Origin of the sequence: Serratia sp. (in: enterobacteria), from assembly GCF_051654945.1 — a bacterium.
Taxonomy (GTDB): Bacteria; Pseudomonadota; Gammaproteobacteria; order Enterobacterales; family Enterobacteriaceae; genus Chania.
Genome location: NZ_JBOFZA010000043.1, coordinates 353,301 through 376,431, shown reverse-complemented (window position 1 = coordinate 376,431; position 23,131 = coordinate 353,301). Strand labels below are relative to the sequence as shown.

General features: G+C 54.3%; 27 protein-coding genes. 19 read left to right on the top strand and 8 right to left on the bottom strand.

What is annotated here, in order from left to right; translation table 11 throughout:
• Positions 1-20: 20 nt before the first annotated feature.
• Positions 21-620 carry a tellurite resistance methyltransferase TehB gene (gene tehB, locus ACRDCA_RS07835; RefSeq protein ID WP_438689010.1) on the bottom strand — a complete coding sequence of 200 codons (600 nt, stop codon included), beginning with the start codon at positions 618-620 and terminating at the stop codon, positions 21-23.
• 219 nt (positions 621-839) lie between these two features.
• Positions 840-2,519, bottom strand: a complete 1,680-nt coding sequence (locus tag ACRDCA_RS07830; RefSeq protein ID WP_438689009.1) for an alpha-keto acid decarboxylase family protein — start codon at positions 2,517-2,519, stop codon at positions 840-842.
• 584 nt (positions 2,520-3,103) lie between these two features.
• Between ACRDCA_RS07830 and pagP the strand changes: the two genes are divergently transcribed.
• The 3 genes from pagP to ACRDCA_RS07815 all read left to right on the top strand — a co-directional run bounded on the left by pagP (position 3,104) and on the right by ACRDCA_RS07815 (position 4,638).
• Positions 3,104-3,694 (top strand): lipid IV(A) palmitoyltransferase PagP, encoded by a 591-nt coding sequence (pagP, locus tag ACRDCA_RS07825; protein WP_438689008.1) that lies wholly within the window; start codon positions 3,104-3,106, stop codon positions 3,692-3,694.
• Positions 3,695-3,822: 128 nt separating this feature from the next.
• Positions 3,823-4,314, top strand: coding sequence for a DUF2501 domain-containing protein (locus tag ACRDCA_RS07820; protein ID WP_438689007.1), 492 nt, complete (start codon positions 3,823-3,825; stop codon positions 4,312-4,314).
• A 51-nt stretch (positions 4,315-4,365) separates the two neighbouring features.
• Positions 4,366-4,638, top strand: coding sequence for a putative hemolysin (locus ACRDCA_RS07815; RefSeq protein ID WP_438689006.1), 273 nt, complete (start codon positions 4,366-4,368; stop codon positions 4,636-4,638).
• Between the two features lie 56 nt (positions 4,639-4,694).
• Here ACRDCA_RS07815 and ACRDCA_RS07810 read toward each other — a convergent pair whose 3' ends face one another.
• Positions 4,695-5,300: a hypothetical protein gene (locus ACRDCA_RS07810; RefSeq protein WP_438689005.1), complete on the bottom strand. Its 606-nt coding sequence runs from the start codon at positions 5,298-5,300 to the stop codon at positions 4,695-4,697.
• A 199-nt stretch (positions 5,301-5,499) separates the two neighbouring features.
• Between ACRDCA_RS07810 and ACRDCA_RS07805 the strand changes: the two genes are divergently transcribed.
• On the top strand, positions 5,500-6,282 hold the full coding sequence (locus ACRDCA_RS07805) for a DeoR/GlpR family DNA-binding transcription regulator (protein WP_438689004.1): 783 nt from the start codon (positions 5,500-5,502) through the stop codon (positions 6,280-6,282).
• Between the two features lie 2 nt (positions 6,283-6,284).
• A complete protein-coding gene (locus ACRDCA_RS07800; RefSeq protein ID WP_438689003.1) occupies positions 6,285-6,668 on the top strand; it encodes a VOC family protein in 384 nt (127 codons plus the stop codon).
• On the opposite strand, the gene ACRDCA_RS07795 is transcribed toward ACRDCA_RS07800, so the two are convergent.
• The gene (locus ACRDCA_RS07795) at positions 6,669-7,577 is read right to left on the bottom strand and encodes a LysR family transcriptional regulator (protein ID WP_438689002.1); all 909 of its coding nucleotides are present in this window, start codon (positions 7,575-7,577) and stop codon (positions 6,669-6,671) included.
• Positions 7,578-7,702: 125 nt separating this feature from the next.
• On the opposite strand from ACRDCA_RS07795, the gene ACRDCA_RS07790 reads away from it, so the two are divergent.
• The 3 genes from ACRDCA_RS07790 to ACRDCA_RS07780 all read left to right on the top strand — a co-directional run bounded on the left by ACRDCA_RS07790 (position 7,703) and on the right by ACRDCA_RS07780 (position 9,721).
• The gene (locus ACRDCA_RS07790) at positions 7,703-8,590 is read left to right on the top strand and encodes a pirin family protein (RefSeq protein ID WP_438689001.1); all 888 of its coding nucleotides are present in this window, start codon (positions 7,703-7,705) and stop codon (positions 8,588-8,590) included.
• Positions 8,591-8,682: 92 nt separating this feature from the next.
• Positions 8,683-9,309 (top strand): isochorismate family cysteine hydrolase YcaC, encoded by a 627-nt coding sequence (ycaC, locus tag ACRDCA_RS07785; protein ID WP_438689000.1) that lies wholly within the window; start codon positions 8,683-8,685, stop codon positions 9,307-9,309.
• 157 nt (positions 9,310-9,466) lie between these two features.
• The gene (locus tag ACRDCA_RS07780; protein ID WP_438688999.1) at positions 9,467-9,721 is read left to right on the top strand and encodes an ABC transporter ATP-binding protein; all 255 of its coding nucleotides are present in this window, start codon (positions 9,467-9,469) and stop codon (positions 9,719-9,721) included.
• A 33-nt stretch (positions 9,722-9,754) separates the two neighbouring features.
• On the opposite strand, the gene ACRDCA_RS07775 is transcribed toward ACRDCA_RS07780, so the two are convergent.
• A complete protein-coding gene (locus tag ACRDCA_RS07775) occupies positions 9,755-10,540 on the bottom strand; it encodes a helix-turn-helix transcriptional regulator (protein WP_438688998.1) in 786 nt (261 codons plus the stop codon).
• A 107-nt stretch (positions 10,541-10,647) separates the two neighbouring features.
• Here ACRDCA_RS07775 and ACRDCA_RS07770 point away from each other — a divergent pair, with 107 nt between their 5' ends.
• Positions 10,648-11,430 (top strand): class I SAM-dependent methyltransferase, encoded by a 783-nt coding sequence (locus ACRDCA_RS07770; protein WP_438689031.1) that lies wholly within the window; start codon positions 10,648-10,650, stop codon positions 11,428-11,430.
• A gap of 42 nt (positions 11,431-11,472) precedes the next feature.
• Here the strand turns inward: ACRDCA_RS07770 and aqpZ are convergent, their stop codons facing one another.
• Positions 11,473-12,168, bottom strand: coding sequence for an aquaporin Z (gene aqpZ, locus ACRDCA_RS07765; protein ID WP_438688997.1), 696 nt, complete (start codon positions 12,166-12,168; stop codon positions 11,473-11,475).
• Positions 12,169-12,618: 450 nt separating this feature from the next.
• Here aqpZ and ACRDCA_RS07760 point away from each other — a divergent pair, with 450 nt between their 5' ends.
• The 3 genes from ACRDCA_RS07760 to ACRDCA_RS07750 all read left to right on the top strand — a co-directional run bounded on the left by ACRDCA_RS07760 (position 12,619) and on the right by ACRDCA_RS07750 (position 15,362).
• The gene (locus ACRDCA_RS07760) at positions 12,619-13,980 is read left to right on the top strand and encodes an esterase-like activity of phytase family protein (protein WP_438688996.1); all 1,362 of its coding nucleotides are present in this window, start codon (positions 12,619-12,621) and stop codon (positions 13,978-13,980) included.
• Between the two features lie 320 nt (positions 13,981-14,300).
• Complete coding sequence (locus tag ACRDCA_RS07755) at positions 14,301-14,582, top strand: DUF1471 domain-containing protein (protein ID WP_438688995.1); 282 nt, start codon at positions 14,301-14,303, stop codon at positions 14,580-14,582.
• 222 nt (positions 14,583-14,804) lie between these two features.
• Positions 14,805-15,362, top strand: a complete 558-nt coding sequence (locus ACRDCA_RS07750; protein ID WP_438688994.1) for a class I SAM-dependent methyltransferase — start codon at positions 14,805-14,807, stop codon at positions 15,360-15,362.
• On the opposite strand, the gene ACRDCA_RS07745 is transcribed toward ACRDCA_RS07750, so the two are convergent.
• Positions 15,363-15,824 (bottom strand): GNAT family N-acetyltransferase, encoded by a 462-nt coding sequence (locus ACRDCA_RS07745; RefSeq protein WP_438688993.1) that lies wholly within the window; start codon positions 15,822-15,824, stop codon positions 15,363-15,365. It abuts the gene before it with no gap.
• A 214-nt stretch (positions 15,825-16,038) separates the two neighbouring features.
• Here ACRDCA_RS07745 and ACRDCA_RS07740 point away from each other — a divergent pair, with 214 nt between their 5' ends.
• The 7 genes from ACRDCA_RS07740 to ppnP all read left to right on the top strand — a co-directional run bounded on the left by ACRDCA_RS07740 (position 16,039) and on the right by ppnP (position 22,112).
• A complete protein-coding gene (locus ACRDCA_RS07740) occupies positions 16,039-16,560 on the top strand; it encodes a GNAT family N-acetyltransferase (RefSeq protein WP_438688992.1) in 522 nt (173 codons plus the stop codon).
• A 121-nt stretch (positions 16,561-16,681) separates the two neighbouring features.
• Complete coding sequence (gene aroL / locus ACRDCA_RS07735) at positions 16,682-17,206, top strand: shikimate kinase AroL (RefSeq protein ID WP_438688991.1); 525 nt, start codon at positions 16,682-16,684, stop codon at positions 17,204-17,206.
• Positions 17,207-17,382: 176 nt separating this feature from the next.
• Complete coding sequence (locus ACRDCA_RS07730; RefSeq protein ID WP_025120292.1) at positions 17,383-17,577, top strand: YaiA family protein; 195 nt, start codon at positions 17,383-17,385, stop codon at positions 17,575-17,577.
• A 504-nt stretch (positions 17,578-18,081) separates the two neighbouring features.
• Positions 18,082-18,855 (top strand): IclR family transcriptional regulator, encoded by a 774-nt coding sequence (locus ACRDCA_RS07725; RefSeq protein ID WP_438688990.1) that lies wholly within the window; start codon positions 18,082-18,084, stop codon positions 18,853-18,855.
• A gap of 224 nt (positions 18,856-19,079) precedes the next feature.
• Positions 19,080-20,648: an OPT/YSL family transporter gene (locus ACRDCA_RS07720; RefSeq protein WP_438688989.1), complete on the top strand. Its 1,569-nt coding sequence runs from the start codon at positions 19,080-19,082 to the stop codon at positions 20,646-20,648.
• Positions 20,649-20,707: 59 nt separating this feature from the next.
• Positions 20,708-21,637, top strand: coding sequence for a DUF1177 domain-containing protein (locus tag ACRDCA_RS07715; protein WP_438688988.1), 930 nt, complete (start codon positions 20,708-20,710; stop codon positions 21,635-21,637).
• Positions 21,638-21,821: 184 nt separating this feature from the next.
• Complete coding sequence (gene ppnP, locus ACRDCA_RS07710; RefSeq protein ID WP_438688987.1) at positions 21,822-22,112, top strand: pyrimidine/purine nucleoside phosphorylase; 291 nt, start codon at positions 21,822-21,824, stop codon at positions 22,110-22,112.
• Positions 22,113-22,185: 73 nt separating this feature from the next.
• Here ppnP and rdgC read toward each other — a convergent pair whose 3' ends face one another.
• Positions 22,186-23,097 (bottom strand): recombination-associated protein RdgC, encoded by a 912-nt coding sequence (gene rdgC, locus ACRDCA_RS07705; protein WP_438688986.1) that lies wholly within the window; start codon positions 23,095-23,097, stop codon positions 22,186-22,188.
• Positions 23,098-23,131 lie beyond the last annotated feature (34 nt).

The following is a 23,131-nucleotide window of genomic DNA, read 5'->3' as shown; positions in this document are numbered from 1 at the left end:
TACTGCGTGACAGTTGTGGACTATTTTCGCGCCAGCAAGGTGGCGAAACGTAGTTTGATGCGGTTGCCCTCGGCATCTACACGGTGCAGCTCGCCGGGATTTTCGTTATATTTGACGATGTCCCAATCCTGATAATAGTTGGCTAACTCATCCGGCTTGAAGGTGAATGAGAAGGGCACCGTGCAAGGATAATCTGGCGTATCCATGGCCGCGACGATCAGGTTGTAGCCCCCTTTAACCGTGCTGTCTTGCATATTGCGTACGATGTGCGGGATCTGTTGACGATCCAGGAACATAAACACCACGGTAGACAGGATAAAGTCATACTGGCCGCTAAAGCGATGGGTATTGAGATCCTGCTCACTGGCGCTGATATGTGAAAGCTGCTCGGTGGCGATGATCTGGTTGATTGAGGCAATCGACGCGGCATTTTTGTCCCAGGCGGTGACATCAAACCCTTTCAGGTTGAGGTACAGCGAATTACGGCCGCTGCCGCAGCCAAGATCCAGCGTTTTGCCTGGGGCGATCAGCTTGGCTGCTTCGAGCACTTCGGAGTGAGTGGCCGTCAGGGAGTATTTCTGGGTGTAGTAGTCTTCTGGCAGGGGGGTCTGCTGATCCATGGTAATGTTCCTCTATAATTGATGCATATAAAATACATCTTTAAAGGCTGTTTGCCTAGCCGTTGAGATGAGCAGAGTATACCTGACCCACAGGTAGAGGCGACTGTAGGTGCTGCAATTTGCCATCTGTGCCTGATGACGGCTCTGGACTTGCTCCCTCTCCCAATAGCTGCGCAGATTAGATCTCTGCGCAATACATCGGGAGGGGAGGGGCGGTTATTAAGCCATGCGCCGTGGGTTGTGCAGCCCAAAGTTAAAGCTGTTGCAGCGGCGGCAGAACTCTTTCATTGCCGGCGGGGAGTCCATCATCGGCAATTTCACCTCGATAAACGCTAGCCGGTCCTGACGTGAAGCCTGCTCCAGCGCCATCTCCAGCTGTTGGCCGGTTGCCACCGTGGCACAAAACGCTGGGGTCTGTGGGCTGAGAACCGCCGGGAGTTTGGCGTAATCCCACATGTTGATATCGTTATAAGACGACGATTCGCCGAGGATATAGCGCTCAATGGTGTAACCGTCGTTATTGATCAGAAAGACGATCGGTTTTTGCTCATGGCGCAGCAGCGTTGAGAGTTCCTGGGCGGTGAGCTGGAATGAGCCATCGCCAATAAACAGCAGTTGCCGCCGTTGTGGCGCGGCCATCATCGTGCCGAGCAACGCCGGCAAGGTATAGCCGATCGATCCCCAGATTGGTTGGTTAACTACGGTTATGCCGCCAGGCATCCGCATACCGCCGATCGCTGCTCCAGAGGTGCCATTTTCTACCACCAGCACGTCATCCGCCTGAATAAAGCGTTTTATCCGTTGCCAGAAATAGCTCAGCTCGAGCGGTTCGTTGCCAGGCGTAGCCAGTTTTTGCTGGGGATCGGCTAGCGGTGTCAGTGGCGGCGGGCTGGAGGCAGGAGCTTGATCCAACAAGGATTGCAGCAGTTCGCTAGCCGTTACCGCAGGGTAGGAGAGGCCATCCAGCTTCAGCGTATAGGGTTGAATATCGACCACTGCCTGAGCCGGGATCTGCTGGCTGAAATAGCCGGTAGTGGAATCCACCAGGCGTACGCCAAAGCTCAGGATGCAGTCTGACTGGGCCATCAGCTCAAACAGCTCGGGGCGCGACAGATCGCCGCTGTAGCCACCTTGCCAGCCCGGCGTGCTTTCTGAGATCGCGCATTTTGCCGTGGGCATATTGGTTAACGGGATGGCGAACTTATCTGCCAGCGCTAACACCAGCGCCTGAAGCTGGTAACGCTCGACCATCTGATCGATCAGAATGATTGGCCGCTTCGCCCGATTAAGCCGCTCGAGCAGGGCCGCGCTGGCAAGCTGGAGATGGCTGGCATCACTGCCCGGTAAGCGGTAGGGACTGGGGGTATCGGCAACCTCGATTTCCACCTCACAAATATCGGAGGGCAGTTGCAGGTAAACCGGCTTCTTCTGTTGCCAGGCGCAGGCGATGACCCGTGGGATCTCCGTTGCGGCATTTTCCGGAGTGATGAGCGCCTGCGCCACCGTGAACTGCCGGAAACAGTTCATCACGTTATCAAAATTGCCGTCTGCCAGTGAGTGGTGCAGCAGCGCATGGCTCTGCATGGCATGCAAAGGGGGTGTGCCCGCAATGCAAATTACCGGGGCCGATTCCGCAAAGGCTCCGGCAATGCCAGAAAGTGCCGCCAGGTCACCTACGCCATAGGTGGTGATCAAGGCTCCCGCGCCTTTTAGGCGAGCATAGCCATCGGCGGCATAAGCGGCGTTCAGTTCGTTGCAGTTACCAATGAATTGGCAGTCTTGATCGTGCTCGATGGTTTCCAGCAGTGCCAGGTTGTAATCGCCGGGCACGCCGTAAATACGATCCACCTTCAGTGCGCGTAGTTGTTGCAGGATAAATGAACCTATGGTGATCCTCATTGGTTGCTCCACATTCACGTCAATTTATTGTTATTTAACCGCGCGCAGCCGAGAACGGCTGGCGATGTCGCGTGGTTAATCGTTGAAAATGCGAGTCGCTTGTAGGGCGTCAGCATTAACAGTTGGTGAAAGTGGCGGCTTGTTCAAGTTGACCGGGTTTGGCTAACTATTGCGAATCGTATCAAGGAGTTTACGACCCAAAAGGGGTATCAACAGCGATTCTCGCAGGGGGCGGTACTTTTCTTGTCCTACAGCCCGCAGAAAATTACGGCAATTGCAGAGGGAGGAGGTCCGGCAGGTACTTTCCGCTTTGCCCATTTTGCTCTTGGCCAAGCGTCAATATTTCGCTACGCCATCGGGCAGATAATTCAACGCCGATCGGGAGCAGGGAAGAGAAGCGGAGTTATCTGACAGACAACGTGCGTTCAGACGCATAACTTGGTCGCGCCCCCTCTGTGTTGAGCGCCAAACTTAACCATCTCTCAACGGGCGGCGATAAAAGCAGCGGGCTAGTGCGTTACGGCTTGATCAGGGTAGGACGATCGGTAAGAATCCCCGGCTTTATTTTTACAGGAGTTGCATTCATGTTTGTTAAACGGATCTTTGTAGCCGGTTGGTTGGCGTTGATGTTTCCCGCACTGCCTTCATATGCCGAGGTTAGTGCGGAAAATAGCAATGCAGAGCCTGCTGAACAGCCGGGTTGGTGGGGGCGTTTTACCGGCAACGTAGCGGAAACCTGGAACAACTCGCCCAATAAGGAGTTCTATCTCCCGGCGATCACCTGGCATAACCGCTGGACCTACGATAAGGAAAAGACCGACGGGTACAACGAGCGTCCTTGGGGGGCCGGTTATGGTATCTCGCGGTTTGATGCCGATGGCGATTGGCACGGTATCTACCTGATGGCGTTCAAGGATTCTTACAACAAGTGGGAACCGATTGGCGGTTATGCCTATGAGAAGATCTGGCGCCCGATTGCCGGGGAGGATTTTCGTCTGGGTCTGGGGTTTACCGCCAGCGTGACCGCGCGTGATAACTGGAACTATATCCCGATCCCTGCGCCGCTGCCGTTGGCGTCGATCGGCTATAAGCAATTGACCTTCCAGGCGACCTATATTCCAGGTACTTACAATAACGGCAACGTGTTTTTTGCCTGGCTACGCTGGCAGTTCTGACGATTTCCGCAAATCCGAAAAACGCGCGATGGCCCGAATAAAAGGAACTTGTCGAGTGGCACGGCGTCCGAGCTAAGCACGGGGTTAAGTGCACCGTCATTTTGCAGTTAAACAGGAGCCTTATCGCTATGAATACCCAATATCGCTTATTGTTGGCACTAAGCTTGAGCACCTTAATGGCTACGGGCAGCGCCCAAGCGGCCGGTTTGATGGACTCCCTCAGCAGCGCTGCCACAGAGCTCAGCAAATCAGGTGGCGAGACCAGCAACGGTGGCCTGTCGCTGTCTTCGTTGAGTGGCTTGCTCAACGGCGGTGATAAAGCGCTGAGCTCTTCCAGCATGACCAACGCCGCAGGCATCTTGCAGTATTGCGTGAAAAATAACGTTCTGTCGGCAAATGGCACCGAAGCGGTGCAGGGCAAACTGCTGGATAAGCTGGGTATCACGAGCACGGCCAACGCTAACAGCGAAGATTATCAGCAAGGGCTGGGTGGCCTGTTGAATACCGGCAAGGGTAATGCGCTGGATCTCAATAGCCTGGGCACCTCGCAAATCACCGAGAAGGTGAAGCAGAAAGCCTGCGATCTGGTGCTGAAACAGGGTATGTCCTTTATTTCCTGATCCCTTTGGGGGCAATGATGCTCCCGCTAAACTCAAGGCGAAGAAATCTCAATGACCAAGTTCCTGATGCTTCCTCTTTTTGTCGGCGTTGCTTTGCTACAGGGGTGTACGGTGAAGACCAATAATGATGCACCACCGCCGCCGAAGGTGAAGAGCCAAACCATTGGCATGGCGAATCCGGCTGATGTGTATTGCGTAAAGATCGGCGGCAAGCTGAACCCCAGGCAGAATGCTCAGGGGCAGTATTCCACCTGCACCTTGCCAAGTGGGCAAGAGATCGATAGCTGGGAGCTGTTCCGCCGCGATCATCCGGTAAAAAAATAACTCGCTTTCCCTTCACCCCAACTCTCCCTGTGGGAGAGTTGGGGTGAAGGCGCAGGCTAGAATTCTCTATCACCGATCGGATGGTATTGGTCTGGCCCTTCCTCTGCAAAGGTCAACGGCAGCGTGCCATCGGGCCGATCAGCCACCGATAGGGCCGTGCGGAAGCTACAGCCGCTGTGGATGTCTTTCACCTTCATCACATAACGGCCGTTACTCTCCAGCTTGAGATTGAAACTGCTGGCGGCAGGGAGGAACACCTCGGCCAGCAGCTGCTTGGTGGTATTTTCCAGTTTGACCAACACGGCAAATTGATTGCGCTGATTATCCAGCATCAACGTCTGCAATTGGCTACCTGCATGCCAATCTGGCTCATGCAGATAGCCCGCCGAAGTGGGCCACGGGCTGCCCTGATTATCCGGCAATGGCCCAACGCAGTGCTGCCGTGCTTCCCGTAACGGGGTTTCCCGCTGGATCACGTAATGCTGTGGCGTGGCAAGGGGAAAACTCTCCTCCTGCGTCCCTTCACTCAAGTGATGTTTAACCAGAAAAACCCCGGCCGCGACCAGCATAAAAAAGATCAATAAGCTCAACCGGCTGCGGAAGAGCGGGGCCAATAGCCTGCCCGGCAGTTGAAAAAGCCAGCTTGCAACTCTCAATAGCATTGTTTTTCCTTTCAAGCCGCCTCTTGCCTTTCAACGGGTGTGTAATCAGAGCGTTACGTCTGCGCTAACGTGACTTTTCCCAGTATAGCCAACATCCTGACGGCGAAAATTGCCAAAAGCGCTTTTTATGCAAAACGATTGTACGTTTATTTACGTTTGTGTACAGTTATGTTCATTGAATCTTCGCCGGACCCACATCATGTCAAAACTGCTGCCCAATGAACGCCACCAGGCCATCCTCGCCACCTTGCAACAGCAGGGACGAGTGTTGGCGATCGAAATGGCGGCGCAGTTGAATACTACTGAAGCCACCATTCGCCGCGATCTGCGCCAACTGGCGGCGCAAAATCTGTGCAAACGGATCTATGGCGGAGCGCTGGCGCTCACACCTGCCGTTGGTTATATGGCCGAACGGGTGGAGATCAGCAGCGATGAAAAGCAGCGGTTGGCCTACGCAGCTCTGCCACTGATCCAGACCGGGCAGGTGATCTTTCTCGATGCGGGCAGCACCTACCTTTACCTGGCCGATCTGCTGCCTCGCGATCGGCAACTTACCGTGGTAACCAATGCGCTGAGCGTAGCCAGCCGCCTGTTGGAACGACCGGGGATCCGTACCATCCTGATCGGCGGTGAGGTGGATGCAGAAATCGGTGGCAGTGTGGATGCCAAGGCGTTGGCCGAAATAGCCTCGTTTCGTTTCGACATCGCCTTTACCGGTGTCTGTGCTTACGATCCTGACAGCGGCTTTACTGCCCTGCGCTATCAGGAGGCCCAGTTCAAAAAACAGATGCTGGCACGCGCTGGCAACGTCGCGGTGCTATGTACCTGCGACAAGTTCAACACCTATGCGCCCTACACACTATTGCCCGCCAGCCAGGTCGATTATCTGGTGATTGCCCGTGGCGGCCATGCGCAACTCGAACAGCAGGTTACCCTCAGCGGTGGCACCGTGCTGTATATCCCCGCGAATGAAGGAGAATGAAGATGAAAATTGCCCATGTTGCCCTATGGACGCAGGATATTGAGGCCCAGGTTGGCTTCTGGCAGCGTTATTTCAATGGCGTCGCGGGGGAGGAGTATGTGAGCAAAAATCGCCCCGGCTTTATCTCACGCTTTGTTCAACTGGCCGATGGCCCCGCGCTGGAGATCATGTGCGTTCCAGGTCTGTTGCCAGGCGCTAAGGCCGAGGAGCGCGTTGGCTGGGCGCATATTGCGTTATCGCTCGGCAGTGAGGCGCGGGTGGATGAACTGGCACAGCGGGCCAAGGCGGACGGTATTTTGCAGGCGGCACCGCGCTGGACCGGGGACGGCTTTTATGAGGCCATCCTTCGCGATCCAGACGGTAACGCCATTGAAATCACCAACTGATCAAGCTTCCTCCAGGGTGGCGAACTGCTGAGCCAGAAAATCGATCAGCAACCGTACCGCTGGCAACATGCCACGCCGTGAGGGATAGACCACATGGACGACGCCGCCCTGAGGCTGCCATCCGGGCAGTAACTGCACCAGATCGCCACGCAAAATGTCATCACGCATCATCATGGCCGGTAGTTGTACGATACCGGCCCCGGCAATCGCCGCGGTGCGCAGCATCAGCATATCATCGGTGACTAGTCTGGGCTGGTGTTCCCATTGGAACTTTTGCCCCTGCGGGCCGTTGAGTTGCCACAGGTGCTGCGCTCTGGCCGGGCCGAGATCGAGCGTTGGGTAGTTCTGCAGCCCGGCCGGGGAGTCGATAGCGCCGAGCGTGCGTACCAATGCCGGGCTGGCGGCAATACACCAGCTGCGCTGAGCCAGGATTTTCAATACCAGATCGCTGTCTTCCAACGGCGGCGGCCTGACGCGTACTGCCAGATCCAGCCCTTCACCCACCACATCGACCCGACGATTGGTCGCTTCCAGATGCACCGTCACCCGAGGGTAATCCGCCATAAACCGGGCCACCATGCTACCGATCCGCGTATGCAGCAGCGCTACCGGGCAGGACATGCGCACCGTGCCGCAAGGTTCCGCGCGGGTCTGTTCGATCGCCTGTTGTGCCGCTTCGGCCTCAACCAGCATCGCCTTGCAGTGTACGTAATAGCTCTGTCCTAAATCGGTCACGGAGAAACGCCGGGTTGAACGCTGGATCAGGCGTACGCCGAGGCGTTCTTCCAGCTGTGCCACGCGGCGGCTGAGCTTCGATTTGGGGATGCCAAGGGCACGCCCTGCGGGAGCAAAACCCTGATGGTCAACCACGCTGGCGAAGAAATACAGATCGTTCAGGTCTATCTGCATCGCTGCCTCATCGTTCTACTAATAGAACACTGAGTGTATATCTTGCCGACTACTGCGGCAAATCGGCTTGGACTAAACTTCTGTCATCAACGTAAGGCCGCGAGGCCTGCAACAGGAGTTATAAGATGAAAAAGATCCTTGGTGTTTATAACAGCCCGGAAGCTCACTGGGTCGGCAACGGTTTTCTGGTGAATTCCCTGTTCTCGTATAACGAACTGGGGGCCGAGATGAGCCCATTCCTGCTGCTGGATCACGCTGCGCCAACCAAATTCCGTTCGGCCAGTGGCCGCCGTGGCGTGGGGCAGCATCCTCATCGCGGGTTTGAAACGGTCACCATCGTCTATCAGGGCGAAGTTGAACACCGTGACTCCACCGGCAGCGGCGGGGTGATCGGCCCAGGTGATGTGCAGTGGATGACGGCGGCATCGGGCATCCTGCATGAAGAGTTCCATTCCAAAGATTTTGCGCGTCAGGGCGGCACCATAGAGATGGTGCAGCTGTGGGTCAATCTGCCTGCCAAAGACAAGATGGCGGCCCCGGGCTACCAGACGTTACTTAACCGCGATATTCCGGTTGTGCCGTTGGCGGATAACGCGGGGCAGGTCAGGGTGATTGCCGGTCACTATGCCGGCCATGCAGGGCCAGCCCGCACCTTCAGCCCGATCAACGTGTGGGACATGAAGTTGAACGCCGGGCACACCACCACCCTGCAGGTGCAGGAAGGGCATACGCTGGCCGTGGTGATGCTGCACGGGGCGATTCTGGTCAACGGTGAGCAGATCGTGCGGGAAACACAAATGGTGCAGCTGGATCGCGCTGGCGACTCCATCACCCTCGAGTCAAACAATGATGTCAGCCTGCTGGTACTGAGCGGCGAGCCAATTGATGAGCCTATCGTGGGTTATGGCCCGTTTGTGATGAACAGCGAAGCGGAGATCCAACAGGCTTTCCGTGATTTCAATAGCGGGCAGTTTGGTGCAATGCCGCTGACTACCGAAGGCAGCAATCAGTAAGCTCGATCCCGGTACGGGAACCTATCTCCGTACCGGGCCCATACTTGAAGACAACCTCTGTGTAGAAACTTACCCTAATAAGGAGTCGTAACATGACCGCAAATTACAAGCGTCTCGATAAAGACCAGGCCGTCGTGCTGCTGGTGGATCATCAGGCTGGGCTGCTATCACTGGTACGTGATATCGATCCCGATCGTTTCAAGAACAACGTATTGGCGCTGGGCGATCTGGCGAAATACTTCAATCTGCCGACGATCCTGACCACCAGTTTTGAAACCGGCCCTAATGGCCCTTTGGTGCCTGAATTGAAAGCCCAGTTCCCAGATGCGCCTTATATTGCACGCCCGGGTCAGATTAACGCCTGGGATAATGAAGACTTCGTCAAGGCCGTGAAAGCGACTGGACGCAAACAGTTGATCATTGCTGGCGTGGTGACCGAGGTCTGCGTTGCGTTCCCTGCCTTGTCGGCGCTGGCTGAAGGTTTTGAAGTCTTTGTGGTGACCGATGCCTCCGGTACCTTTAATGAGCTGACGCGGCAATCCGCCTGGAGCCGTATGGAAGCCGAAGGCGCGCAGTTAATGACCTGGTTCGGCGTGGCTTGCGAATTACACCGTGACTGGCGTAATGATATCGAAGGTTTGGGGACGCTGTTTGCCAACCATATTCCTGATTATCGCAATCTGATGACCAGCTACAGTGCGCTGACCTCAGGCAAGTAACTGTACATAGGCGTAGCCACCAGGCTACGCTCTTTCCTATCCCCGTTCTTGAACAACCGTCAACGTATTGAAATTTACCCTTCTTTACTAAAAAACCGATTGAAAATTCAACGGTATTCCCACATATAATGGACTGTTAATTCAACAAGGAGCGCGTATGGGAATCAGTGAAGAAGAGGCTATCCGCCGGATGAGCCTCGAAAAAAATGCGGTCGGCAATTCGGCGAAATGGGTGGCAATTGTTTCAGCCGCTTACTTTGCCCTGATGGTATTTTATGGCCATCCAACCGGCGTATTGGCCATGTCCGGCGCTATTTTTGTGGTATCCACCACCACCTGGCTGAAGAAGCGCCAGAAAGTCAAAGCCTACCGCCAGGTATTGGCCAAGATCGACAGTGGGCAAAACCCCTAACGCCGCTTTGTCAGACGCCATCTGTTGAAGTGGCTAGCGCAGCGGCATTAACATGACCAGCTTCAAACCACGGTGCTCCGCCGGGTAGAACGTCACCTGTTGAAAATGTCGCTCCCCCTGCTGTGGATGGCTGAAGGAGCGTTCGCCGCCTTCACGGGCCATTACGTCCTGCTGCTTCCACCAATGATTAAACGCCTCGCTGTTGTGCGTCATATTGCGCACAAAGGCGCGTATCTCCTCCGTTCCCTGATGATGGCTGGTTTCGGCACGAAACTCGGCTACCACCCGTCGAGCGCGGTTGTCCCAGTCGCTGACCAGCACTTTCGCCTGCGGGTGAAAAAACATGAAATGCAGCAGGTTTGGGGTTTTGGCCTGCTTTAGCCAATCACAGAACAGCGCTTCTGCCTGCGAGTTCCAGGCCATCATATTCCAGGTGAGATCGAGCAGATAACAGGGCACGGTCATTTGATGCACGCTTTGCAGCACGGCGGCATTAACCGTTTCCTGCACCCGCTCATGTTCGGGATCGGTGAGATGTGCCAGGGTAAACAGGTAGTGACGCTCGGCATGGCCCAGCCGTAACGCTGTGGCGATGCGTGCCAGCGTATAGGGGGAGATCGACACCTCGCGTCCCTGTTCTATCCAGGTATACCAGGTGGCGCTGATGCCGCTGATTTGTGCCAGTTCTTCACGGCGTAAACCGCTGGTGCGGCGGCGTGTGGCGGTCGGCAGGCCCAGCATCTCTGGTGTGACTCGCTCGCGGTGCGCTCGCAGGAAGGCCCCGAGGGCTTTCTGGCTGGATATAGCGTCTGATTCCATTAGGGTGGTACCTGTTTATACTAGGATAACTGCTCATATTGTACCCGTATAGCAGCTTGATTATAGTCATTACCAGCCATCTCGGCAGCGGCGCAAGCCAGATAATATTGGGAGCAGCTATGAGCATCAGCAACAGCCATAAAAATGCGGTCGATCGCCAGTTTGGTGAACAGGCCAATGCCTATCTGACCAGCGCGGTACACGCGCAAGGGAAAGACCTGCAACGCCTGGGTAAGCTGCTGGCAGGCAGTACCGATGCACGCTTGCTCGACCTGGGGGGCGGGGCAGGGCACGCCAGCTTTACCGCTGCGGCCCATGTAGCGCAGGTGGTGGCGTACGATCTGTCGGCGCAGATGCTGACGGTAGTTGGCAACGCGGCACAGGAAAAGGGGCTGGAGAATATTCAGGTGCAGCAGGGCGTAGCCGAGGTATTGCCCTTTGATGACGCCAGTTTTGACGTGGTGATTAGCCGCTATTCAGCGCACCATTGGCACGATGTGGGGCGGGCATTGCGTGAAGTTAAACGGGTGTTGAAGCCTGGCGGACGGGTTATCTTTATGGATGTAGTATCCCCAGGGCACCCGTTATTGGATATTTATCTGCAAACGGTCGAAGTGCTGCGGGATACCTCGCACGTGCGCAACTATGCGCCGGGTGAGTGGCTGAGCCTGTTTACCGAATCTGGCTTGCTGGTACGGGAAGTGACGACCGATCGACTGGATTTGGAGTTCAGCAGTTGGGTGGCCCGGATGCGTACGCCTGAGCATTTTGTCACGGCGATCCGTGCGTTACAGCAAGGGGTTGCAGAAGATGTTCGTCAACACTTTGCCATTCAGGCCGACGGCTCCTTTACCAGTGACATCATGATGTTTGAAGCGGTGAAAGGCTAAAATTTCAGGGCAGCCGTTGCGGGCTGCCCTGAATATCAATGCTTACTTCTTGTCTTCCAACAGGCAACGGTAGATCAAACCACCGATAACACCGCCGATCAGCGGTACCAGCCAGAATACCCACAGCTGCTGCAATGCCCAGGTTCCCTGGAAGATTGCTACGGCAGTACTACGTGCCGGGTTAACTGAGGTATTGGTGACAGGAATACTGATCAGGTGGATCAGCGTCAATGCCAGGCCGATGGCCAGAGGCGCAAAGCCTGCTGGAGCGCGTTTATCGGTCGCACCATGAATAACGATCAGGAAGAATGCGGTCAGTACCAATTCAATGACGATAGCGGCTTGCAAAGAATAACCACCCGGTGAATGCTCACCGTAGCCGTTAGAAGCAAAACCACTGGTGGTCGCATCAAAGCCTGCTTTACCGCTGGCAATCAAATAAAGTACCGCGGCGGCGGCAATACCACCAATCACCTGGGCAACTACGTAGGGAATAACGTCTTTCGCAGGGAAACGGCCACCTGCAAATAATCCCATAGTGACCGCTGGGTTAAAGTGCCCACCAGAAATATGACCCACAGCGTAGGCCATAGTGACTACGGTCAGGCCGAACGCTAAAGCAACACCAGCAAAACCAATACCTAACTGCGGAAACGCTGCGGCCAGCACTGCGCTACCACAACCACCGAACACCAACCAAAATGTACCGAAGAATTCGGCAAAAAGTCGCTTTGACATAGATTCCATCCTGCTGGGGGAACAAACTAACGGACGTTAGCACTAAAAACTATAGAGCACCTTTTTAATATTGTAGTGCTCCAGACGTAATTTTTTTTCGCGCGAGCGCCTTCGATTACGGCCGGTATTAAAGACCTAACTTTTTATTTTGTCTATGCGAAAAGTATTATTTTAAGAAATTACCCTGGTTTTGTTGTTTTTTTATCTGAGTAATAGGTAATTGTCTTAGTTGATAAGGGTGAAAATCTTAATTTTTATTTTTTGCATAGCTAATGCTATTTTTTTCAATCGGTTTTTATCACTCGATAATGCAGAGTTGATTGTTAATTCCTATTTGTCGGCCGCTAATTTTTATCGCTATTGATGGAATTAGCTTCAGTCGTCATAAAAGTGTCACTCTTGATGGTTAGGCTCTCAGGCTGTTACTTCTCCCTGCAAAGAGCAAATGTTATGAGAATCAAACCGCTTGGTGTATTGCTGGCTTCTGTATTACCGCTGTTGTCCCATGCTGCCGAAGTTGGCGTTGCTCGTTACAACGTCAGCTTTCCTGGTGGCGATCGAGTGAGCTATTCCGGCGCTTTTGCCGAGCATTTTCCAAAAGGGTTGCCAGTAGGTATTGGTTCCGGGCTGGTGTTTAATGGCCGGGAAGGGGACGACCTGCTGCTGACTACCGTGACCGATCGGGGACCGAATGCCGATGCCCCGGCGGTCGGCAAGCAGGAAGCCAAGATTTTCGCCAACCCGGCTTTTGTTCCTCTATTGATGGAAATCCGTATCGGCGGCGGTAAAGCGACTGCTACCCAGGCACGCCCGCTGCATGACGATAGCGGCCCAATCAGCGGCCTGCCGTTACCTGGCAACCTGATAGGCTCAACCAATGAAGTCGCCTTGACGGATAGCCTTAAGACGTTGTCGAGCGATAAACGCGGGTTGGATACCGAAGGCATTACCCCGGACGGTAAAGGCGGTTACTGGCTATGTGACGAATATGGCCCTTTCCTGATCCACATCGACGGCCAAGGTAAAATTATAGAGAAATTTGGCCCAACGCCGTTAGCGGGTGAGCAGGCGGTTGCCAGCGGTTTACCCAATATCATTAAATGGCGTCAGCCGAACCGGGGTTTTGAAGGTGTAACCCGGTTGCCTGACGGGCGGATCCTGGCGGCGGTGCAGAGTACGTTGGATATTGAGGGCAAGGGCAAAAACCAGGCGCAGTTTACCCGCCTGGTCAGCTTTGACCCCGCCAGTGGTAAAACGGCGATGTATGGCTATCCGATCGATATTGATCGCTATCAGAAAGCCAAGGATGCCAAGATTGGCGATATCGTAGCGGTCGATAACCAGCATATCCTGTTGATCGAGCAAGGTGGCGGTAAAGACAAACAGATGATGAACAAGATCTATCTGGTCGATCTCAGCCAGGCCAGCGATCTGACGCCGTTCGACGGCCAGGGTAAGGCGCTGGAGTTTGATGATGCCGATGCATTGGCCAAACGTGGCGTCAAACTGGCGCAAAAACGTGAGGTGGTCGATCTGCGTAAGCTGGGCTGGCAGCAAGAGAAGGTGGAGGGATTGGCGTTGATCGACAATCGCACGCTGGCGGTGATTAACGACAACGACTTCGGTTTACAGGCCAAGCTGGTCAATGCCGAGCCTGAAGGGAAGAAAATGGGTGACTATCAGCTAGATCCGCAAGGCACACTGAGTTTGGCTGGCAAACCGGTGAAAACCACTCTCGAACTGCGGCCACTGGAGCAACCAGAATCCTTGAGCGAGCTGTGGGTGCTGACCCTGCCGGAACCGTTGCGCTGATTGAGGATCATCTGCCGTCTGATTGGGCCAGCGTTGGCCCAATTTTTCGTTGCAGGGGTGATCGGGAGAAGAAAAATTGCTTTAAAATAAATCGGGTTAACTCGGCTGGATAAATAAGATTGTTATTGTTTAAAAATAGCGCGTAAAATTCCCATCATAAATAAAGTTATGCGCTGGCAGGAAATACCCGCTCTCACTTTCTCCTTATTTTGCTCACAATGATTGAGGTTCTTTACATTGGATGACGTCCGTTTTCATTGGTTAACACATAATTAAAACCACTGAGAACGAGTTAACGAACAAAAATAATGGAGTCAACCATGAAACTATTACCTTGCATCGCAGCAGCACTGATCGCCACCGCTTCATTCTCCACCATGGCCGCGACCATGGGCGCTAAACAGGTTGATAGCGCTCAAGCCAGCACCATGCAGAGCATTGGTGTGGTGTCGGTTTCCGGTATCAGCGGTTCACCGAGTGACGCCATCCACGCGTTGAAACAGAAAGCGACAGCAGACGGCGCAACGCATTATCGAATCATTGGTCTGGATAACCCAGGGGATTCCAGCGACTGGCGCGGTACCGCGGAAGTTTATCGCTAATTCATTTACGATAACGAGTGGTATTGATGGCTGCGGGTAATAATCTGATCTTTAATGCCAACCTGGCTTATTGATTGATTATTATCGCAGCCATTTTTTATGGTTATTTATTCTTGATTGGTTGCATTTGATTACAACTCTGTCTGCGTCTTTCGGAGTCCGGTTAATGAAACCTTAAGAAATTCAGTCCACATTGGGTGAACTCAAATGATGGAGGCCCCAATGTTAAATGCGACGCGGCTGCAACTTAAGCATCACTTTTCTTACCTTCAGCAGTTTATGGCCTCCCCTCGTACCGTGGGCACCTTGGCCCCTTCCTCCGCGTGGCTATGCCAGGCGATGTTGAACCAGATCGAATGGACGCAAGCCCTGTCGGTTGCCGAGTTGGGCGCGGCGGACGGCGTGCTGACCAAGCGTATCCTGGGGCGAATGCGTGCCGATGCTCAACTGGATGCCTATGAAATTCAGACCAGCTTTATCCATACGCTGCAACAGATTGACGATGGTCGCCTGCGGGTGATGGCGTATTCGGCGGAGAAGCTGGAGCGCGATTACGACGTTATTTTTTCCTGTCTGCCGCTGTTGTCGATCCCGCTGAGGATCACGGTGCGTATCTTGCAACAGGCGCAACAACGTTTACGGGCCAACAACGGCACACTGGTGCTGTTCCAATATAGCCATCTGTCGGAAAAGCTGCTCTCGCGCTACTTTCATTGGCAGCGGCGGCTGGAGGTACGTAATTTTCCCCCAGCGCTGGTGTATGTGTGTACTCCGCGCTGATCACAGCCGCTTTTCCATCACCACCACTTCATCGTCATATTGCTGACGGCGCTCAATGGTTTGCCAACCCCAACCGGCGTACAGCCCTTCGCTGTGATCGGTGATCAGATGCAGCACGGGATGGCCGCGTTGTTGTGCCATGCTGACGATCGCCTGCTCCAGACGTTGCGCAATGCCCTGTCGCCGGTGATCTGGGTGCACAAACACACCGGCCAGCCAAGGGGAGAGATCCATGCGATGATGGTCGTCGCTTGGCCACAGGCTAGCCATCCCCAGCGGACGCTCGCCATCAATCATCAGCAGCGTCAGGAAATCCTCGCTGGGTTTGCTGCATAACGCAAAGCGTTGGCGCGTGCGTTCCAGCGTACCGCCGCGTTGTGAGCCCCATTGACCGAAGGCCCAGGCGGCGCAGACGCCGGCTAAGTGTGGGTAGTCTGTCAGCGTAACAATCTGTTGTGTCATATTTGCTCCCCCGGTGTCGTGGCCCCAATTTAGCCTGCCAGGTCACAGCGTTGCGACCAATTTTTAGTTTTTTATCGCGCAATCATGCGGCAGGTTCCTCTCCTGATTGAATAATCAAATGAGAGTAATTATCATATAGCTCTTGACGACGCTTATTGGTGATTTCTGCCTGCGGCAAAATCTGTTTAAATGGTCGGCCGTTAACCAGGAGCCAATGATGAATCTGAACCTACGTCTGGCGCAACGGCAGGATATTCCCCAACTGGTGGCAGTCGAACGTTCTGCCGCACAGCTATTTCGCCTACAGCCAGAGTTGCAGCATCTCGCCGAGGGTGAGGTGATAAGCCCGCAACAGCACGCCGATTTTATTGAGCGGCAACAGGAGTGGGTGATGGTTAACTTGGCTGGCCAGATCGCCGGTTTTATTGCGGTGCTGCCATTGCGGCGCAGTTGGCATATTGCCGAGCTTTCGGTGGCGGCCAATTGGCAGCGGCAAGGTGTGGGCAAGTGTCTGATTGAAGAGGTTGCCGAGCAGGCCAGGTGTCAAGGCGTGCAACGGTTAACGCTAACCACCTTTGAGCAAGTGGCGTGGAATGCGCCTTACTACCAACGGCTTGGCTTTCGCCGGGTTGCCGCTGCGCAACTGGATGCGCAATTACAACATCTTCTGGCGCAGGAGGCAGGGCAAAATTTTGCTGCCAATAGCCGTTGTGTTATGGAATTTACACTATCGTAAAGATTGAAATACAGATTGAGGGCGGTATGATGCAGTTACAGTGCCAACGCTCGATCGACCTGCTGACAGGCTCGCAGGCAATCCAATGCATTCAAGTCACCGTATTAAGGGACAACCCGTAATGACACAAACCATTTTTATGGTCGGAGCTCGCGGAGCAGGAAAAACCACGGTCGGCAGCGCATTGGCACAGGCGCTGGGCTATCGGTTTATCGATACCGATCTGTTTATGCAGCAGACTACGCAAATGAACGTGGCGGAAATGGTCGCAAAGGTGGGTTGGGCGGGGTTTCGCCAGCGTGAAACCCAGACTCTGCAAGCGGTAACACAACCGTCAACTATAGTTGCCACCGGTGGCGGGGCAATCCTGGCCGAAGAGAACCGACACTTTATGCGTCAGCACGGCACGGTGATTTACCTGCGCGCTCCAGCCAGCGTATTGGCGCAGCGGTTGGCAGAATTTCCGGAAGAGGGCCAGCGCCCAACGCTGACTGGGCGGCCAATTGCCGAGGAAATGCTGGAAGTGCTGGCGGCTCGTGAGGCGCTCTATCAAGAGGCCGCGCACCATGTTATGGATGGCACCGCAAATCCGCAGCAGGTGGTCGAGCAAATCCTGGCAGTGTTGCAAGGCGAAGCGGTAAAGTAACTTTCCCTGGGCACAAGTTCTTGTGCCACCATACCCCTGACCAATCCCAACCGACTCGTTATATGCCATAGGGGCGCTGCTGCTGCCCCCGCTTGGTCGCATGAGGCCGCGACGGTAACTGGCATTTCACTGTGGTTGTCTATACTTAACGGCAGTCAATCACACAGGAGAGCACCATGCCGAGTAAACCTCCCTACCCGAGAACGGCGCGTATTGTGGCCGTAGACAAGGGCGAAGTGGGCAAGCAGGTTCGTTGGTATGAGCTGCGGGCCGACCACCCCAAACCCGATACGCTGATCAGCGAACATGAAACCGAGCGCGAAGCGTTAGACGCCAAGCGGCGTTACGAGGATGAAAGCCTGGGTGAATAGCCTGCGGTGTAACAAAAAGTGGCCGGTATAAACCGGCTGCACTTTTTCAGGTGCATTGTGCTTATAAACAGTGGGGCGTAGCCTGGGGCATCGGCAATATTTTTGCACCCAGGGAGACCTCCGCGGTAAATGTTATGCAAGCACTTCGCCAGTTTGTCCGCCACTATGACCGATATTTCCCCGCATTTTGGTCCATTTTCATTATTCTGTTTGAGGCCTCCCTGGCCATTTATATCCTGCGCAATATCTAGCTGCGGCATAGGTCGCCTTGATGGCTCAGTGATATTGGTATCTTATGCTGAACTTTCTCTATTAAAACGGACATGTGCCAACCTTCTTGGCCGATGACTTTGCGATTTGTGTGGTATTTTCAATAATAAAGCCATCATTCGCTGCAATTTCGCTGGGTGATAAAAATAAACCGCTTGACGATAAGTTGCGTGAGTTTTAGGTTGCTAAATATCGATTGGGAACTAAGTTCCATATAGTGGAACAAGGCGTGCCATGACCACATTAGAAAATGCTGCTGCGGTGTTAAAATTATTTTCTCAACGGCAAATAACCCATGGGCAAGGGGGAATTTCTTTCACTGAGGTCGTCGAGTGGCTTGGGTTGCCAAAAAGTACGGTTTCCCGTTTGCTGCAAACGATGGAAAACCAGGGGCTGTTGGAGCGTGATCCGCAAAGCCGTCAGTACCATATTGGCTATATATTGTTGGGCGTGGCCAGTCATTACCTGTCAACGCCGCTGGTGGAGAGTGCAACGGCGGCAATGATGCAGCTTAATCAGTTGACCTTCTGTACCGGCTATATCTCCAAACTGGAAGGGCGAGAGAACTGGGTCATGCGTACCTTGCCCGGCCGCCATTTTCTGCAAGTGGTGACACCGGTAGGCGCCAGTTCCCCGGCCGCAGAAACCTCGGTGGGGCGAGCTATGCTGGCGCGGGAAAGTGATGAGCAAGTGCGTGAACGCTTCGTTGCGGGTTACCACGTTGCCTCGATAAACGCCCCCCAAACGCTTGAGGCGTTGCTGCAAAAGCTGGCAATAATCAGGCAGCAGGGATGGTCATTGGCCCGTAACGAAACGCTGCCGGGTATCAGCTCCCTGGCAACTTCGGTGATTAACAAACACCGTAGTGAGACAGTGGGACTCTGTTTGTCTTTCCCTTCACAGACTGAGGATCAACCTTATTCGCCCCAGGTGCTTGAGGCATTAATGGCCGTTTCCCGGCAATTGGCAGTAAAGCTCGGTGATGAATATTGGCAGCAGATCAAATAGCTCACCGTCAATCATATCTTTAACAGGCTTAATTAGCGCACCAATACCAGGGCATTTCGCTGATTGGTTAATGGTAGGGGTGTTTTACTGTCATTAATTCAGCCAAGGTAGGCTCTAAATAATAGATTTCAACGGCTGGAGTTCCGAATAATGGAACTTTATCGGTAACCCATGCCTGAAATATTATTTTCGTCATCAAGCAGGGATATTCACGGGGCAGATTTATGAAACCAGAAACAACCACCAATCCATTGAAAGATATCGGTACGCTGTTGGTGATGGTACTGTTATCCATCGTCGGGGCGATAATTGGCGTGCAACTGATCACCACGTTGGGGGTTACGCCCAATACCTCGATTATCGGTGCGTTGATTGCCATGTTGCTGGCACGCATTCCATTGCAGATGTTCCAGCGATACCGCTCGATCCACACCCAGAACCTGGCCCAAACGGTGATTTCCTCTGCTACCTTCGGGGCGGCCAACAGCCTGTTGATGCCCATTGCCGTGCCTTATGTCATGGGGCAACCGCAATTGATCCTGCCGATGTTCTGCGGCGTGGCCGTCGCCATGCTGTTGGATGCCTACCTGCTGTATCGGATGTTTGATACCAAGGTTTTCCCCGCCGCCAATGCCTGGCCGCCAGGCGTAGCGGCAGCGGAAGCCATCAAGGCGGGCGATCGCGGTGGTAAACAGGCCTGGCTGTTGGTCGTTGGCGTGTTGGTGGGCATTGCTGGTTCGATGCTGAAGATCCCGATGGCGGCCTTTGGCACCGCATTTATCGGCAATATCTGGGCGCTGAGCATGTTCGGGATTGGTCTGCTGCTACGGGCATATGGCCAACCGCTGACCGGGGTTGATATCAATGCACACTATATTCCACATGGCGTGATGGTGGGGGCCGGACTGGTCGCGTTGATCCAGGTTGTACAGGTGATCCGCAACAAAAACCAGCAGTCGGCGGCAAGCTATAGCCAGCCAGACAGCGAGGTACGTAAAGCCTTGGGGCTGGGGGCGGTGGGGTATGTGGCCATTGCCGCTATGCTGGCATTCGGCAGCGGGTTGTATAGCGAAATGTCGCTGACCATGTTGTTGCTGTTTGTGATTTATGCCGCGTTTGCCGCCTTCGTGCATGAGCTGATCGTGGGAATTGCCGCGATGCACTCCGGCTGGTTCCCGGCGTTTGCGGTGGCGCTCATCACGCTGATCGTCGGGATTTTGATCGGTTTCCCTCCGTTGGCACTTTGCGTACTCACCGGTTTTACTGCGGCTACCGGCCCGGCGTTTGCCGATATGGGCTTTGATCTGAAAGCCGGCTTTATTTTGCGGGGCTACGGCAAGGATTTACAGCAGGAGCTGCTGGGGCGACGTATTCAGTTGATCGCTGCCTTGATCGCCTTTGTCATCGCTATCCCGGTGGTTTACCTCTCTTACACCAGCTATTTCCTGCAGGAGCTGATCCCGCCGGTGGCTCGCGTGTATGCCAAAACCATCGAAGCCGGGGTGCAGCCCGGTATTGCCTCCAGCCTGCTGATTTGGGCCATCCCGGGTGCCATCGTGCAATTCATTGGCGGGCCCAAACGCCAACTCGGTGTGTTGTTAGCCACGGGGTTGTTGATTAATAACGCTCTTGCAGGCTGGGCTGTGTTGGTGGGTATCGCACTGCGCATTCTGATCGTCAAACGCTGGGGAGATAAAGGTCGTACACCGATGGAAATCATGGCCGCCGGGTTTATTGCCGGGGATGCCCTGTACAACTTTTTCAATTCGATCTTTTCCAGCAAAGGAAAATAACGCCATCCCCGCCATGGCGGGAGGCTAAATCTATCAGACAACATTTGTGAGGGATGACTATGAGTTTGCAACAAACGCTACAGGTTTTTGAACTGATTGATAATGCCTATGTGAAGGGGCAGGACGTGGTGGATCTGTTTGCCGATTATCCGCAGGTCTTGGCTAGCACCCATCGCGTCAGCGGTGACAAGGGCACCACGGATTTTGTCCGTATTGAAATTCCCGGCAGTGCAGGCAAGTCATCCGGTGGAGATGCGCCAACGCTGGGGATCATTGGCAGATTGGGCGGCATTGGTGCGCGGCCAACGCGTATCGGCCTGGTTTCTGACGGTGATGGGGCCATTTCGGCGATCGCCAGCGCCCTGAAGCTGGCGGAAATGCAGCGCAAAGGCGATGTGCTGCCTGGGGATGTCGTGGTTACCACCCATATTTGCCCGAATGCGCCAACTCGCCCACACGACCCGGTCGATTTTATGGATTCGCCGATCGATGATGTCACCATGAACGCCAACGAAGTGGTGCCGCAAGCGGATGCCATTTTGTCGATCGATACCACCAAAGGGAATCGCATCATCAACCACAAGGGCTATGCGCTGTCACCAACGGTGAAACAGGGCTACATCCTCCGGGTATCGGAAGATCTGTTGCGCATCATGGAGATGACCAGTGGCCGCCCGGCAGTGACCTTCCCGATCACGACACAAGACATCACGCCTTACGGCAATGGTGTGCACCATCTTAACAGTATCTTACAGCCCTCTACTGCAACAGCAGCGCCGGTCGTAGGCGTCGCAATCTGCACCGAGTCGGTGGTGCCGGGTTGTGGCACCGGAGCCAGTCATGAGACAGACATCGCGCTGGCGGTAAAATTTGCCGTGGAAGTGGCAAAAGAGTTTGGGCGCGGAACCTGTCGCTTTTACGATCCGGTTGAATATGACCGTTTGCTGGCGCTTTATGGCAGCCTGAGCCATTTTCAACAGCGGAAATAACCGTGAAACCCGTCGGGCTGAATGAGCAACAGAACGCCGAACGTTGAACGCCACACTCATTGTTTGATCCCGCTCATGTTTTGTCGTGCGCAGCGATCGCATTTCGTAGTAAAAACCAGTGACAGAGCCGGTTTCATCCCCCAATATGGAGATTCCTCAAAGATGATTACGCGGGTGCCAGTCTATGCTGAAAGTGAACGAGTATTTTGCCGGGAAAGTGAAGTCTATCGGTTACGATAGTAGCAGCATCGGTCGTACCAGCGTCGGGGTGATGGAAGAGGGTGAGTACACCTTCGGTACCGCACAGCCGGAAGAGATGACGGTGATCACCGGGGCATTGAAAGTGCTGTTACCGGGTGCGCCGGATTGGCAGGTGTTTACGCCAGGCGAGAAGTTCTTTGTGCCTGCGCACAGTGAATTCAACGTACAGGTGGCTGATGCGACAGCCTATCTGTGTCGTTACTTAAGTAAATAACTCAGTGCAGTTTGGCCGGGGTGATTTTCCCCGGCACTCCCCAGCGGGCGCAACTTGTTGCGCCCCTTTTGTTTTAGCGCTGAGCCTCGCCACCCAGGGCTTCGATGGTGTTGCTGATCAAGGCCGCCAGTTCGCTGGTCATCAGGATGAAATCGGCATCGAAACGCTGGGCAAAATCTTCACGATCGATATCGTCGTTCTGATCGCGCAGGGTATCGGCAAACTTCAGGCGCTTGAGTGAGCCGTCGTCCGCCAGCACCAGCTGAATGCGCTCCTGCCAATCTACCGCCAGCTTGGTCACCAGCTTGCCAGCTTCGATATGCACGGCAATCTCGTCGCTGATCAGGTTCTGCTTTTTGCAGCGGATCACACCGCCTTCTTCCAGAATAGCTTTCAGTTCGGCCTCGTCCTGAATGATGAAACCGGCCGGCAGTTCACCGGAGCGCACCCATTCGGTCAGCGTCAGCTCAATCGGGCTTTCCATGGTCAATGGCACCACCGGCAATGAACCCAGGCTCTTACGCAGCAGCGCCAGCATATCTTCGGCGCGCTTGGCACTGGCGGCATCGACCATAATCAGATCGTTAACGGTATCGATCCACATGTAGGTCTGGTTAAAGCGGCTGAAGGCGCGTGGCAGCAGGCTGTGCAGCACTTCATCCTTCAGGGAGTCTTTCTCGGTTTTTTTCAGCTTGCGGTGCTGCTCACCTTCCAGTTTTTCGATCTTGGCCTGAAGCTCTTGTTTCAGCACTGGCGAGGGCAGGATCTTCTCTTCTTTACGGGCGCAGATCATGATCTGGCCGTTCACCGCGTGCGTGAATGCATCGCTGTGAGAGCCCATCGGGGAAACCCAGCCGGTTTTCGCCATGTCCTGGCTGCCGCACGGAGTGAAGGCAAAGGCGCTGAGCTGTTTTTCCATTTCATCCGCAGTTAGCGCAACGTCGCGGCTCAAACGGTAAACCATCAAATTCTTAAACCACAGCATAATGTTATCCCAGGCTGGGCGTGCATTTGGCACG